The sequence below is a fragment of the Xanthomonas sp. BRIP62409 genome (assembly GCF_003992965.1).
In the GTDB taxonomy this organism is placed as follows: domain Bacteria; phylum Pseudomonadota; class Gammaproteobacteria; order Xanthomonadales; family Xanthomonadaceae; genus Xanthomonas; species Xanthomonas euroxanthea.
In genome coordinates this window covers 71,167-85,475 of sequence record NZ_QEZJ01000022.1, presented here as the reverse complement: position 1 = coordinate 85,475, position 14,309 = coordinate 71,167, and the positions used below count along the sequence as shown (strand labels likewise).

The window sequence follows — 14,309 nt, the reverse complement described above, 5'->3', positions numbered from 1 at the left end:
TTCACCTGCCCCCGTCCGTGTGACGGGGGCAGGTGTCGTCTTCCTGTCGAACGAGATCACTATGAAATCGGCTTTCTGGGCGCGTAAGGCCCACAAATGGATTGGCCTGATCATCGGCGTGCAAGCGCTGCTGTGGATGATCAGCGGCGTGTACATGACGGTCATTTCCTTGGACATCATCCATGGCGATCACCTGGCCCATGCGCATCAGCAACCGCTGGTCGCACCCACGCACTTGTCAGGTGAGGAGTTGCAGCGCCGCTACTCGGGCATGACCCAGGTCAAGCTCAAGCGCCTGCTAGAGCGGGATGTCTATGAAATCCATGCCCACGACAAGATTTACCTGCTCGACGCTACGACCGGCCATGTGCTCTCGCCGGGCGATCAGCAGATGGCGATCGCGCTGGCCAAGGCGGTGTACCAGGGCCAAGCGCCGGTAGCCCGGGTTGAATGGGTGACGCAGGCGCCGCAGGAAGTCGCCACCCGCCCGGTTCCCATGTGGGCCGTGCACTACGCCGATGCCGGTGAAACGACGTTGTACTTCTCGCCCTATAGCGGCGAGTTGCTGGCGCGGCGGCACAGCCTGTGGCGTTGGTTCGATTTCCTGTGGATGTTCCACATCATGGACTACGAGGCGCGCTCGGACGTCAACAACACTCTGTTGCGCGTGGCCTCGGCGGTCGGACTGGTGTTCGTGCTCAGTGGCGCCTGGCTGTTGTTCTACAGCTTCCGCAGGAGGGCCGCAGCATGACGCCCTGGATGAGAACGCTGCACAAATGGGTCGGCTTGATCATCGGCCTGCAGTTGCTGCTTTGGATGGCCAGTGGCGTGATGATGAGCTGGTTGGACCACGATCAGGTGCAGGGCCATCAGTTCCAGGCCCACGCGCATGCCGCGCATGACTGGCCCGCCAACGCCCGATCGCCGGCCAGCTTTCTGGGTGGCAACAAGAAAATCAGCCGCGTGAGTTCTGGCTGGCTGTTGGACACGCCGGTGTACCAATTGGCCGATGCGCAAGGTGTCACCTTGGCCAACGCCGTTACGGGCCAGCCGATCCCCTTGGATTCGGCCTGGGCCACCCGCCTGGCTCAGGCCTCCTACACCGGACCGGGCACGCTGAAAGCGCCGCGCCTGTTGGAGTGGAGCGGGGAGGTGCGCGATCACGAGGGGCGTCTGTGGCGTGTGGACACCGATGACACGCAGGACACCACGGTGTACCTGTCTGCCCAGACGGGCGAAGTGCTCTACCACCGCAACAAGACCTGGCGTCTGTTCGATGTGTTCTGGATGTTGCACATCATGGACTACACCGGGCGCAAGAACTTCAACAACCCGTTGGTGGTCACCGCAGCGATCGGCGGTCTGTGGTTGGCCCTGACCGGCATCTGGCTGCTGTTTGCCAGCTTCCACTGGAGCGAGTTCGTGCCGCGCCGCTGGCGTCCGGCCCGCGAGTTGTCGGTATTCGGTCCGGACGGGACACGGCTGCGCACCGTACGGGCGTCGGCAGGCGACAACGTCTACGTCGCGCTGGCACGCGAGGGCGTGCAACTGCCGTCCAACTGTGGAGGAGGGCAGAGCTGTGGCCTGTGCGAGGTGCGCTTCCGCGGCGCGGCGCCCAAAGCCACCGCGGCCGATCGCGCCCACCTGGGCGCCAGCAAGGTCAAGATGGGCTATCGCCTGGCCTGCAACCTGGCCGTGACGGAAGACACCGATGTCGAGGTGGCCGGCGGGGCAAGCCTATGGACCGAGTATGCGGCTACCGTGGAGCAGGTTACGGCGGTGACCCCGTTCCTGCGCGAGATCGTGCTCAAGCCCGACGAGGCTGCCGGACCGGAGTATCAACCCGGTGCTTACCTGCAGGTGCACGTGCCCGATTACGACGTGCCTGTTCACAAGTTGGTGCGACCCGAACACCACCATCAGGATTGGGCCGGCGTGGATCTGCCGGAAAAGCTGGTCAATCGCGAGCCGGTACGCCGGGCCTACTCCTTGGCCTTGCCCATTGATCAGGCGCAGGGTCGTCTGACGTTGCTGGCGCGCTTCAGTCCCGGCAGATCGGACAAGAAGCGGCAACCGCCGGGCAGGGGATCGACCTACCTGTACACGCTCTCCCCGGGGGATCGGGTTTCTTTCAGCGGCCCCTTCGGCGACTTCGCGCTCAAACCCCACGGGCGGGAGAAAGTGTTCATCGGCGGCGGCGCTGGCATGGCGCCGCTGCGCGCGATGATTCGGACGCTGTTGGCGGGGCAGGGCGGTGAGCGGATCCACTTCTGGTATGGCGCACGCAGCCTTAAGGAGGCGCCTTACATCGAGGAGATGGAGCAATTGGCCGGGCAGCACCCGAACTTTACCTGGCATCTGGTGCTCTCGGATGAGGCGCAGAACGACGATGCCCTCTTGCGGGGTCTGGTTCACGAAGTGGCCCATGATCGTCTGCTCAAAGCCCATCAGGCCCTGGCTGATTGCGAGTTTTACCTGTGCGGACCGCCGGCCATGCTCAAGGCCACCCGAGAGCTACTGAGCAGGCTGGGGGTACCCGACAGCCAGGTGGCGTACGACGACTTCAAGATCTGATCCCAGCACCCGCCGGCCCAGCAGGCCGGCGGGTGCTGCGGTGTACCGGATTTCCTGACCGCGCTCGTCCTAGTGAATGGACGTGCTTGAGCCTGCCCGATGAATCAGCGAGTACCCTGGTGACCACCGCACTGGATGAGTGGTTCATCGCCCATGTCTTGCCGCTGGAAGGCTTGATCCACGCCTTTCTGCGCCGGCATGGGCATGAGGACAGCGAGATTCCTGATCTTCGGCAGGAGGCTTACACACGCATATATGAAGCCGCGCGTCGGGGTCTGCCGTCGCAGGCCAAACCTTTTGTCATGACCACCGTACGCAACTTGCTCATTGATCGCATCCGCCGCTCACGCATCGTGTCCATTGAAGCCATGGCCGATGTCGAGCAGGCGGTGATGCAGAGCGATGAGGTGACGCCGGAGCGGCATCTGGGTGCACGCGATGAGTTACGGCGCCTCCAGCAAGGCTTGCAGAAACTGCCCGCCAAATGCCGGCAGATCGTCGAGCTTCGCAAGATCTACGGCTTGAGCCAACGCGAAGTGGCCAGCCGCCTGAGGATTGCCGAAGATACGGTGGAGCGCCAGACGTTGTTGGGCATGCGCGCATTGGCGGACTTCATGCTTGGCGGTACCGGCAAGATTCAGCGCCCGGCCCGGCGCTTCAACAAGGAACGTTCGCACCCATGAGCCCGCACAACGACATCGAACAAGTTGCTGCGCAGTGGATCAATCGCGCCCAATCTTCGCAGTGGACCGCGCAGGACCAGAGGCAGCTTGATGCTTGGTTGGGGCAGGATACGGCCCATCGTGTGGCCTGGCTTCGTTTGAAGTCGGTCTGGGATCGAGCCGATCGACTGGCGGCCGTGCGCGGCGTGCAATCACCCCGCACGCGGCGTTGGGCCTCACCGGTGCGTTGGTCAGCGGCCGCGGCGGTGGCAATGCTGGCCGTACTGCTGAACATGCCCTGGTGGGGGCCGGGTACTCGCTACACCACCGAGGTTGGGGGACGGGAAGTCGTGGCCTTGTCGGACGGTTCGCGGGTGGAACTGAATACGCACACCGAGCTCCGCGCGCAGGTGGATCCCTCGCTGCGCCATGTATGGCTGGACAAAGGCGAAGCCTTTTTCGACGTAAAGCCAGACCCTGCGCATCCGTTTGTGATCCATGCCGGCGACCACAAGGTGGTGGTCTTGGGAACGAAGTTCTCCGTCAGGCAAGAGCGCGAGCGCCTGGAAGTGGCGGTGCTGGAGGGCAAGGTGCGCGTCGAGCCGATGGTGGCCAAGCCCGGCCGGCCGCCGGTGATAGTGCGAGGCGGGGGACTGCTGTACAGCAAGCCGGCGGGCACGCTGGTGGCGGTAAACGCTCAGGACAAAGTGCGCCGGTCCTTGAGCTGGCGCCATGGAACCCTGGAGTTCGATCAAACCACGCTGGCGGATGTGGCGGCCCAGTTCAATCGCTACAACGACAAGCAGTTGGTGCTGATGGATCCGGAAACGGCCCACATGCGTGTGGGCGGCAGCTTCGATGCCACAGGTGTCGATGCCTTCGCACGTCTGCTGGCCACGGGCTTCAACCTGCGCGTCGAGACGCAGGGGGATCAGATTCGCGTCTCCCAGCCGCAGTGAGACGCCCACAGACATCAATCTGAAATATTTCATACCGGAAGCGTGCCGTCCTCTCGTCACAGATATCAGGCCGATTCGCGCCGACCTGGGGAAAATGCATGGCACGTACGAAAGTGGCGAGGACAGCGTTGGCTGTCATGTGTGGTCTGGTCATCGCGGCCTCCGCCGCTGCACAAACGAGCAGTTTTGATATTCCCGAAGGGGACCTGAAAGTCGCGCTGGAAGCTTATGCCCGGCAATCGGGCGTTCGTCTGGTCTACTTGAGCGAAGACGTTCGTGATCGACGCACCGCAGGCGCACGCGGGGACATGTCCCAGGATGCAGCGCTGAACCGCGTGCTCGCCGGCACGGGACTGACGGTCAAGCGTGATCAAAGCGGCGCGCTGGCGATCGTGCGAGAAGGAGCCAACACGCCGAAGCCGGCGCGCAACGCACCGTCCTCCGGTGTAGGGCAAGCCGGTCCGGATGCCTACAGCGCCTCCCTCTCCGGTGGCGCCGACGCCTCTGCGCCGTCGACCGCTTCACCCACCACCTTTGATGCGGTCCAAGTGACCGGCAGTCACATCAAACGCGCTCAGATGTCCGGTGTGGGACCCACCACGGTCATCGATGCCGAGACTATCCAGAGCTCCGGTGCTGTGTCGGTAGAGACGCTGCTCCAGCGCTTGCCTGCATCGGCCGGTGCAGCCGGCTCGCAATCCAACAACTTTTGGACGGGAAACGGTAACGGCACCACCCAGATCAACCTGCGTGGCTTGGGCGTTAACCGCACTTTGGTGCTGCTCAACGGCCGACGCGTAGTCAACGGTGGTACCGGCGCCAACAACTCGGTGGATCTCAACGTGGTGCCCTTGGCCCTAGTTGATCGCATCGAAATCCTGAAGGACGGCGCATCTGCCATCTACGGTGCCGATGCCGTAGCCGGCGTGGTGAACATCATCACGCGCAAGGAAATGGATGGCGTGGAGCTATCCACCCGGAACGGTCAGACTTTCCAGGGTGATGGCGAGATCGGCTCCTTCAACCTGGCCTTCGGTACCACCGGCGAGCGCAGCTCAATGTCTGGCGCCCTGACTTATGCCGAAAGTGGCACCATCACCATGGCCTCGCGCGCGCCGTGCCCGCTGGGCGTAGTGGCGGGCACGCTGCAGTGCGTGGGCAACTCATCCACCATCGGCGGTCGTGCACGCTTGGCCGATGGGCGGGTAGTCAACTTCAATCAGGATCCCAATGGAGATCCGCGCTCTTACGAGCTCTACGATCCCGCCAAGCACAACTACAACTACAACCTGCTGCTCAATGCCGTCAGCCCGATCAAACGCATTGGGCTTAGTGGCTTTGGCCAGTTCGACCTGACTGAGAACACGCGCCTTTTCACCGAACTGATGGCGACCAATCGCCAGTCCAACCAGCGTGCCTCGCCCAACACCCTGGGCGTCTATCGCACGATCCGGATTGCCGCCACGAATCCGACCAACCCCACCGGCCAAAACCTGACCTTGGAGCGCCGTCGGTTGGAAGAGGCTGGAGCGCGCATCACCGAGCAAGAGGTCGATACGTTCCGCACCGTGCTAGGGCTGGAAGGGCAGTGGGGCGATAACTGGGCATGGAATGTGGCGTTGAACTGGGGGCGCAATTCGGCCACAGACAGCTCGACCAACATCGCCAACCTGGATCGGGTAGAGAACACTCTCAACACCAGCCTGTGCAGCAACACACCAGGGGCGGCTATTCCGTGCGGCAACTACCTGGGCTACGGCAACCTGACTCCCGAAGTGCTGGATTACATCCTGTTTACCCAGCGTGGATCCGGTGGCAATAGCCAGCAAGGGGTGAGCGGCACGGTCTCCGGTGCCTTGTTCGATCTGCCTGCCGGTAGCGTTGCGTTTGCCTCGGGCGTGGAGTTTCGCAAGGAACGGGGATGGCTGTACCCAGATCCGCTGGTAGTCAACGGCAGCGCCAACATCGTGCGTCAGGATCCGATCGAAGGTGAGTACTCGGCAAAGGAAGCCTTTGTCGAGTTTGCCGTCCCGCTGCTGCAGGACGTCCCGTTGGTGGACTACGCAACCCTGAACCTGGCCGGCCGCTACTCCGACTACGACCTGTTCGGCAGTGACACCAACTACAAGGTGGGGCTGGATTGGCAGGTGGCCGAACCCCTCAAGATTCGTCTCAACTACGCAACGGCTTTTCGTATCCCCAGCATTCCGGAGTTGTTCGGTGGCATCGGTCAAGGCAGCCTGACTACGCTGGACCCGTGCAGCAACTGGAGCACGTTACCGGCCGACTCGGTCATTCGGGCCAACTGCCAAGCCGCGGGCGTGCCGACCAACTTTCGTCAGTTGGGCAACACTATCCTCACCACGACAGGCGGCAATCCCGACCTCAAGCCTGAAGATGCGCGAACCTTCACGGCAGGCTTTGTGTGGACCCCAGGGTTTGCGCCGGGACTGACGCTCACGGCCGATTACTACCGTATCCGCATCGAGAACGCGATCCGTAGCATTGAAGGGTCGGTCAAGCTGCGTGCGTGCTACACCACGCCGAACTTGGCCCATCCGTTCTGCTCACCGGCCAACTTTACCCGTGATCCGGTCACCGGTGAGGTCAACTACCTCTCGTCCCAGCAGGTCAATGCGGCCAGCGAGGAATCCGAAGGCGTGGATATCGGCGTGCTATATCAGTTCGATGTGGCCGGCTGGCAGGCCAGCGCGAGTCTGGACGCTTCGTATCTCGAGCGTTATGACGTCACTCCCTTCGCCGGTGCTACCACCATTGAGTACGCCGGCAAGATCACCAGCGGCTTGGGTAGCTACACCCAGTGGCGTGGCTTGGGCTCACTGCGCATGGGCAAAAACCGTTGGACCGGCGTCTATTCGGCGCAGTACATCGGCAGCGCTGACGACATCATCGCCGTGCCCGGCACGATCGGCTCGCATGTGTCCAGCGTGGTGTACCACAACTTGCAACTGAGCTACGGCATCAAGAAGAAATGGGACATCTCCGCCGGCGTTGAAAACCTGCTCGATAAGAAGGCGCCGTTCGTGCAGAACAACCCCAACGCCAACACCGACACCATGACGTACGACTTGCTGGGTCGTCGCTGGAATGTCCGCTTTGGTTACCACTGGTAAGCCACGATCCCAAGGAGCTACACATCATGAGAAACATGCAACTATCCGCCGCACTACTGCTGTTCGCCGTGGCCGGCAGCGCCGGCGCGCACGACCTGTTTGTCGCTTTCTCCAAGCCCGGTACCGCAGCGGGCGAGGCGAACACCGCGTTGGTGAACAATGGCACCTTCGATGAAAGTGCAGGTGCAGTCCCCCGAACGCGTCTACAGGACGTTTCGCTGAGTCAGAGCGGCGCTAAGGCTGCCCCGGACTTGGCCAGTTGGAAAGAGGTCGGCAAGCAAAGCCAGCTCACCGTGCATCCGGCGGGCGAGGGCACCCATCTGCTGGGTGTCTCGACGATGGCTTCCACCAGTACCCGTACGGCCAGCGAGTTCGGCAAGTACCTGGAGCTGGAAGACTTGCCCGATACGCTGGCCACCTATGATGCAAGCAAGTTCCCCAAAGGGGTCACCTATAGCTATACCAAGCATGCCCGTGCCATTGGACAGGTGGGCACAAAACTGACCGACGACTTCGCTGCCTCGCTGGGCTATCCGTTGGAGATCCGCTTGGCCCGCAATCCTGGAAGCGTGAAGGTCGGCGAACAGCTGTCTTTCCAGGTGCTGCAGCAGGGCACGCCAGTGCCCAACCTGCGCGTGTACGTCGGCCATCGCGCTGACGCACCGGTCAAGGGCGGGCACGGTAGCGCTACGCTCCTGCGCACCGATGCCCAGGGCCAAGCCAGTTTCCAGGTGACCACCGCCAAGACCTGGTACATCCACACCAATCACATGATGCCCTCTACAAGAAAAGGGTTGGATTTTGTGTCGGATCGGGCGTCGCTGAGCTTTGAGATTTCCCCGCACGCCGGGCACTGATAAGTAAGCACGTAGGCGGTACTCTCCCCTTTGACGCCAGTCATGACTTCTTCCATGACTGGCGTCTTTTTGTGGGGACGGACCTCAAGTGCTCAGTCTGTCTCTCATTGGTCGCCCCGCGCCGCGCGCAATCCACGTCGCCGCACCAGATAGAACGCTGCGGGAATCACCACCATGGAGAGCACCGGTGCGGTGAGCATGCCACCCAGCATCGGCGCGGCGATACGTTGCATGACCTCCGAGCCGGCACCGGCACCGACGAAAAGCGGAAACAACCCGGCCAGGATGACGGCTACCGTCATCGCCTTCGGGCGCACCCGTTGCACGGCACCTTCGTAGATAGCCTCTTGGAGGGTAGACACATCTTCCGGCGCACCGCTGGCCAAGCGCTGCTCCCAGGCATGACGCAGGTACAGCAGCATGATGACGCCGAACTCAGCCGCAACGCCGCCCAGGGCGATGAATCCGATCATGCTGGCCACCGAAATCGCATGGCCCAGCCCCCAGATCAACCAGAAACCGCCCACCAACGCCAAGGGCAAGCTGAGCAGGATGATGGATACATCGCTAAGCCGGCGAAACACCATCCAGATGACCAGGAAGATGATCGCCAACGCCGCGGGCACCACCCATTGCAGGCGTGCCAATGCCCGTTGCAGATACTCGTACTGCCCCGACCAGGCCAGACCATAGCCGGCAGGCAAACTCACCTGAGTCTGCACCGCGGCTTGCAGGTCCTGGACCACCGATCCCAAGTCGCGATCGGCCACATCCACGTAGATGTAGCCCACCAACCGGCCGTTATCGCTCTTGAGCATCGGCGGGCCTGGGCTGATTGACAGCTCCGCCACCTGGCTCATGGTCAGTTGCACACCGCCTGGCGCGATCAGCGGCAGATCCTGCAAGGCCTGCAACGAGTCACGCTGGCCACGGGGGTAGCGCAAGACGATGGGATAGCGTTCGCGCCCCTCGATCGTTTCCCCGATTGGATCGCCGCCAACGACCGTGGCAATCAGTTGCTGGAGTTGGCCTTGAGTGAATCCGTAACGTGCAGCGATTTCCGGACGCACCTGTACATCGACATAGCGCCCACCCGTGACGCGTTCGGCCAGTGCCGAACTCACGCCGGGCACGGTCTTGGCCACCTGCTCGATCTGCTGGCTCAGGCGCTCGATCTGCTCCACATCCGGTCCGGAGACCTTGATCCCAATCGGGCTCTTGATGCCGGTGGCCAACATATCGATGCGATTGCGAATGGGCGGGACCCATAGGTTGGTCAGACCGGGAATCTTGACCGCTGCGTCCAACTCCTGGCGCAGCTTCTGAGGGGTCATGCCCGGGCGCCATTGATCCCGCGGCTTGAAGGTCACGGTGGTCTCAAACATTTCGATCGGGGCCGGATCGGTCGCACTTTCGGCACGGCCCGCCTTGCCGAACACGTGCTCAACCTCCGGTACGGTCTTGATCATCCGGCCCGAGAGCTGGAGCAACTGACGGGCCTTGTCGGCGGACAGGCCGGGCAGGGCCGTGGGCATGTACAACAGGCTGCCTTCTTCCAAGGGCGGCATGAACTCACTGCCCAACCGGCTAAAGGGGATCAAGGTGAGCACTAGCAGCAGGCCGCTGAGCAGCAAGGTGACACCGGGATGTTTGAGGACCCACAGCAGGATGGGCCGATAGCCAGCGATCAGGATGCGATTGATGGGGTTCTGCTGTTCCGGGCGGATGTGGCCGCGGATCAGGTAGCCCATCAAGACCGGGATTAAGGTCACCGACAACCCTGCTGCGGCGGCCATCGCGTAGGTCTTGGTGTAGGCCAAGGGCGAGAACAATCGCCCTTCTTGCGCCTGCAGGGCAAAAACCGGCACGAAAGACAGGGTGATGACCAGCAAGCTGGCGAACAGGGCCGGTCCGACCTCGGCCGCCGAGCGGGCCATCAACTGCCAGCGCTCCTCACCCTGAGGTTCCCGGCCCTGCTCCTCCCGCCAGTGCTCCAGATGCTTGTGTGCATTTTCGATCATCACCACCGCTGCATCGACCATCGCACCAATGGCGATGGCAATGCCGCCTAATGACAGCAAGTTGGCGGAGATCCCCTGGGCGTGCATCACGATGAAGGCCGCCAGGATACCCAAGGGTAGGGTGATGACGGCCACCAACGCCGAGCGTAGGTGCCACAGGAACAGCAGGCATACCAGCGCTACGACCAGGAACTCTTCGCCAAGCTTGTGGGTGAGGTTGCGTACCGCATCCTGGATCAGCTCGGAGCGGTCGTACACCGGCACCACTTCCACGCCCTCGGGCAAGCTGGATTGCAACGCCTGCAGTCGCGCTTTGACGTTCCGAATGGCCCCCAAGGCATCCTTGCCGGTCCGCAGGACGATCACGCCGCCGGCCACCTCACCTTGACCATCCAACTCTGCGATACCACGACGGAAGACCGGCCCCCGACTGATCGTGGCCACCTCGCCGAGCAAGACGGGGATGCCGTCGTTGCTGGTTACCGGCACCTGTTCGAATGCCTCCTGTGTGCGCAGGTAGCCTTCGCTACGCACCATCAGTTCGGCTTCGCCTTGTTCGATCACGGAGCCCCCGGTAGCGCCGTTGGCCGCATCCACCGCCTCGATGAGCTCGGCCACCGTCAGTCCACGGGCCGCCAACGCCTGCGGATCCGGCTGGATCTGCCAAGCGCGCACCGCACCGCCCACACTGGCTACTTCAGCCACGTCCGGTACGGTTTTTAGCTCATAACGAAGAAACCAGTCTTGCAACGCACGCAGCTGCCCCACATCACGTTGACCGGTCCGATCCACCAGCGCGTACTGGTAGATCCAGCCCAGTCCTGTCGCATCAGGACCCAGCGCCGGATTCACATTCGGTGGAAGTCGATCGCGCACCTGGCTCAAGTACTCGAGCACTCGAGAGCGAGCCCAGTACAGATCAGTGGCATCGTCAAACAGGATGTAGACGAACGAATCACCGAAGAAGGAGAAGCCGCGTACCGCCTTCACGCCCGGGACGGACAACATCGTGGTGGCCAACGGGTAGGTCACCTGGTCTTCGATGATGCGCGGGGTTTGCCCCGCCCATTGCGTGCGGATGATGACCTGGGTATCGGACAGGTCCGGCAGCGCATCCAGCGGCGTGTTCTTTACCGACCAGATACCGACCACCGCCAGCAGCGCGGCGGCAACCAGCACCAGCACGCGATTGGCGATGCAAGCATGGATCAGGCGCGCGATCATGGCGTGCCCTCCATCGCTTCGGACATGACGTCGCTTGCCTGGCAATCAGCGGCTGCGGCGGGGCCGAACTTGGGTACCAACTGCATATCCATGAACGGTGACTTGCCCGGCTTGTCGAAATGCTTCTCCGGCACCATCGGGTCATACCAATACTGCACAGGGCAGCGCGGCGGCGTAGAGGTGGAGGTCCCTGGCGCGACAGGCGCAGGCTGTCTGGACGGTGACGGCACGACAGTGCGAGGGTCGTGCCCGGCGTCATGGCGCTCGTGCACACCTGATGCGCTGGCAGGGCTTGTCGGTTGTGCAGCGCCCAGGCGCTCCAACGCACCGGAGAGACTGGCTTCAGAGTCGAGCAGGAACTGACCCGAGACGACCACGCGTTCACCACCGGCCAAGCCTGCCACGATCTGCGTGCGCCCTTGCACGCTACGTCCGACACTCACCCGCACTGGCCGAAAGCTCCCGTCCGGATCCTGCACGATGACCCGGCTGTCCCGCCCGGTGGCGATCAGCGCCTCCGTGGGAACGACTGGCAGGGCCTGCTCGGCATCGGGCTGCACCAGAACCTCGGCGAACATGCCCGGCACCAGCCGACGCTGCGGGTTGCGCAGCACAATTCGCGCCCGCTGCGTGCGACTAGCCATGTCGACCTGGGGAAGCAACGCATGGATCTGTCCGGCAAAGCGCTCTGCCGGCCAGGCACTGACCGTGGCCTGCACTGAGGTCCCCGGCCGCAAGGTGCCCAGCGCTGCCTGGGGCACCGAGGCCTCCAGCCACAGCGTGTCCAGCCCATTGATCTTGAACAGTGGCGTACCGGGCATCACCGTCTGCCCCTCGCGTGCCAGGATCTCGGTCACGACACCACTGTGGTCTGCGCCAAGCACGACGCCACTTCTGGCCGAGGCGCCAGAAGGAACACCCAACGAACGCAACCGTTGTTGCGCCGCACCCTGTAGCTCACGCGCACCCGCGGACTGAGCTTGGCTCAGGGCATGTGCTTCGGCGATGGCCGCGTTCCATGCCGGGGCCTGCACGGTGGCCAGCGCTTGACCACGACGAACCTCGGTAAACGGCGCCTTTACCTGCACGTGGGTGATCAAGCCTTCCATGCGCGCACTGACCAGGGTTTCCTGGGTCAGATCCCACGTCAGTGTGCCCGGCACGCGTACGGCAGTCCCTAGTGACTCTACCGTCACTTCCTGAGTGCGTATGCCCACGTTCTGCTGCAGGCGCGGATCGATCTGCGTTCCGCCCCCCATGGCCTCATCTGCGTATTTGGGCAGCAACTCCATATCCATGAACGGAGATTTGCCCGGCTTGTCGAATCGCTGCTCCGGCGCCATGGGGTCGTACCAGTACAGCACCTTGCGTGCTTGATCTGCGCCGCTCGTGCCGGTGGGCGGGGTGGTATCAGAGGTTCGAGTCATCCTGGCGTAGCCGCCGGCAAAGCCGAGCGCCAGCAACCCGAGGGCCACGGCGAGCTGTGTGAGACGCGTCTTGGTCGGGCTCATGGCGTGTTCTCCTCATGGGGAAGCAGATAGGCCAGTGCCGCCCAGGCACGGCCCTGTTCGCCCAGCAGACGGGCGTTCTCCAGTTTCAATTCGATCTCATCGCGCCGCGCTTCCAGCCACGGCTGCAGGTCGGCACCGGCGCCGTAGGCGGCCAACGCCGTGCGCGCGCGATCGCGCGCCAAAGGCAGGCTCTGCGTGTTCTGACGCTCCAATTGGCCGGTTAACCCGCGCCATCGCGCTATCGCGCGTTGCACCGACTCGGCTTGGATGCGCCGGGCCTCATCGCGCTCTGCGGACACTGCCTCCAGCTCGGCCCGCCGTGCCGCGATGCCTCGTGCTTGGCGGTTCTTCTGGAACAGCGGCAGGCCCACACCCACTTCCACCATAAGCATGTCGCTGCGCGCCATGCCGTCGGGTGCGCGCTCGCGACGTCCGTAGGTGAGCTCCACACTCCAATCCGGGCGGGTTTCGGCCACGGCCGCATCCACCTGGGCCTGGGCTAAGCTCTGGCGTGCCTCCCAGCCCAGTAGTGGCGAGTGCTGGTCCAGTTTGGCCAGCAGTTGGGTGGGCTCCAATGGCAACTGCGAAAAATCCGGTGCCGCACCACTGGCCAAGATCGCCTCTGGTGCAATACCTAACCACCGCGCCAGGCCGGCCTGCGCCGCGGCGTGCTCCGCATGTACCTGCTCCAGGCGATTGTCCAACTGCAGTAGGACGGCCTGGGCGGCAAGCACGTCACTGGCCCCGGCCGTGCCACCTGCCAAGCGAGCACGCGCCGCACGCTCGGCTATGCGTGCCGGCTCGCGCAAACCTTCCAACGCATCTACGGCTTGCTGCGTACTCCACAGCTCGATCCAGGCCAGCGCGGCCGCTTGGGCCACCATCTGCTGTTCGGCCATCGACAGTGAGCGCGCTTGCGCCAGCGTCGCTTGCGCCAGCGCGTGCTCGGCACGTCGTTTCGCACGCGCAGGAAACTCCTGCATCAGACCGACTTGCTGGGTGGTCATCTCATCGGCCCGCAGGCTGAAGGCATCGGGTCCGCTGACAGGCCAGTTCGCCAGCCCCACGATCAAACGTGGGTCGGGCAGCGCGCCAGCACGCGCGGCTTCTTCGGTACTGGCATCGATCTGGGATCGACGCACCTGCAGGGTTGGGGCGTTAGCAAGCGCCCGTTGTAGGGCTTCTGTGTAGCTGATCGGGATAGCGGGCGATGCCGCCACCACAGGACCACTGAGCGCCAAGGCAAACACGAATCCACACGCCATCCTGCGCCTTGCACGCAAGAAGAAAGACATCTCCATAAGACCTCCGGACAAACGACAACGAGCGCGCTGCAACGCATGCAGCACGAGCACGGGTCAATCCAG

At 63.2% G+C, this 14,309-nt stretch carries 9 protein-coding genes; 6 read left to right on the top strand and 3 right to left on the bottom strand.

The annotated features are described in order from the left end of the window. Nucleotides 1–19: 19 nt before the first annotated feature. From EO170_RS13330 to EO170_RS13305, 6 genes are all read left to right on the top strand, one after another. Entirely contained in the window at nt 20–751 is a 732-nt protein-coding gene (locus tag EO170_RS13330) for a PepSY domain-containing protein (protein ID WP_206514014.1), read from the top strand. After that, a complete protein-coding gene (locus EO170_RS13325; protein ID WP_126945633.1) occupies nt 748–2,574 on the top strand; it encodes a PepSY domain-containing protein in 1,827 nt (608 codons plus the stop codon). Before EO170_RS13330 ends, EO170_RS13325 begins: the two co-directional genes overlap by 4 nt. An 86-nt stretch (nt 2,575–2,660) precedes the next feature. Further along, a complete protein-coding gene (locus EO170_RS13320; protein WP_206514013.1) occupies nt 2,661–3,257 on the top strand; it encodes a sigma-70 family RNA polymerase sigma factor in 597 nt (198 codons plus the stop codon). After that, entirely contained in the window at nt 3,254–4,195 is a 942-nt protein-coding gene (locus tag EO170_RS13315) for a FecR domain-containing protein (RefSeq protein ID WP_126945630.1), read from the top strand. Before EO170_RS13320 ends, EO170_RS13315 begins: the two co-directional genes overlap by 4 nt. A gap of 98 nt (nt 4,196–4,293) precedes the next feature. Further along, the gene (locus EO170_RS13310; protein WP_126947579.1) at nt 4,294–7,329 is read left to right on the top strand and encodes a TonB-dependent receptor; all 3,036 of its coding nucleotides are present in this window, start codon (nt 4,294–4,296) and stop codon (nt 7,327–7,329) included. Nucleotides 7,330–7,355: 26 nt separating this feature from the next. Next, on the top strand, nt 7,356–8,186 hold the full coding sequence (locus EO170_RS13305) for a DUF4198 domain-containing protein (protein WP_126945627.1): 831 nt from the start codon (nt 7,356–7,358) through the stop codon (nt 8,184–8,186). A gap of 104 nt (nt 8,187–8,290) precedes the next feature. Here the strand turns inward: EO170_RS13305 and EO170_RS13300 are convergent, their stop codons facing one another. From EO170_RS13300 to EO170_RS13290, 3 genes are read right to left on the bottom strand one after another with little or no spacing between them, the layout of a single operon-like run. After that, the gene (locus EO170_RS13300; protein WP_126945624.1) at nt 8,291–11,431 is read right to left on the bottom strand and encodes a CusA/CzcA family heavy metal efflux RND transporter; all 3,141 of its coding nucleotides are present in this window, start codon (nt 11,429–11,431) and stop codon (nt 8,291–8,293) included. After that, entirely contained in the window at nt 11,428–12,942 is a 1,515-nt protein-coding gene (locus tag EO170_RS21885; RefSeq protein ID WP_126945621.1) for an efflux RND transporter periplasmic adaptor subunit, read from the bottom strand. The genes EO170_RS13300 and EO170_RS21885 overlap by 4 nt, the downstream gene beginning before the upstream one ends. Then, nucleotides 12,939–14,243, bottom strand: coding sequence for a TolC family protein (locus EO170_RS13290; RefSeq protein WP_206514012.1), 1,305 nt, complete (start codon nt 14,241–14,243; stop codon nt 12,939–12,941). The genes EO170_RS21885 and EO170_RS13290 overlap by 4 nt, the downstream gene beginning before the upstream one ends. Nucleotides 14,244–14,309: the final 66 nt, after the last annotated feature.

Coding starts and splice junctions, on each gene's coding strand:
- EO170_RS13305 (WP_126945627.1), top strand. CDS start 7,356: ATGAGAAACATGCAACTATCCGCCGCACTACTGCTGTTCGCCGTGGCC.
- EO170_RS21885 (WP_126945621.1), bottom strand. CDS start 12,942: ATGAGCCCGACCAAGACGCGTCTCACACAGCTCGCCGTGGCCCTCGGG.
- EO170_RS13290 (WP_206514012.1), bottom strand. CDS start 14,243: ATGGAGATGTCTTTCTTCTTGCGTGCAAGGCGCAGGATGGCGTGTGGA.
- EO170_RS13300 (WP_126945624.1), bottom strand. CDS start 11,431: ATGATCGCGCGCCTGATCCATGCTTGCATCGCCAATCGCGTGCTGGTG.
- EO170_RS13310 (WP_126947579.1), top strand. CDS start 4,294: ATGGCACGTACGAAAGTGGCGAGGACAGCGTTGGCTGTCATGTGTGGT.
- EO170_RS13315 (WP_126945630.1), top strand. CDS start 3,254: ATGAGCCCGCACAACGACATCGAACAAGTTGCTGCGCAGTGGATCAAT.
- EO170_RS13325 (WP_126945633.1), top strand. CDS start 748: ATGACGCCCTGGATGAGAACGCTGCACAAATGGGTCGGCTTGATCATC.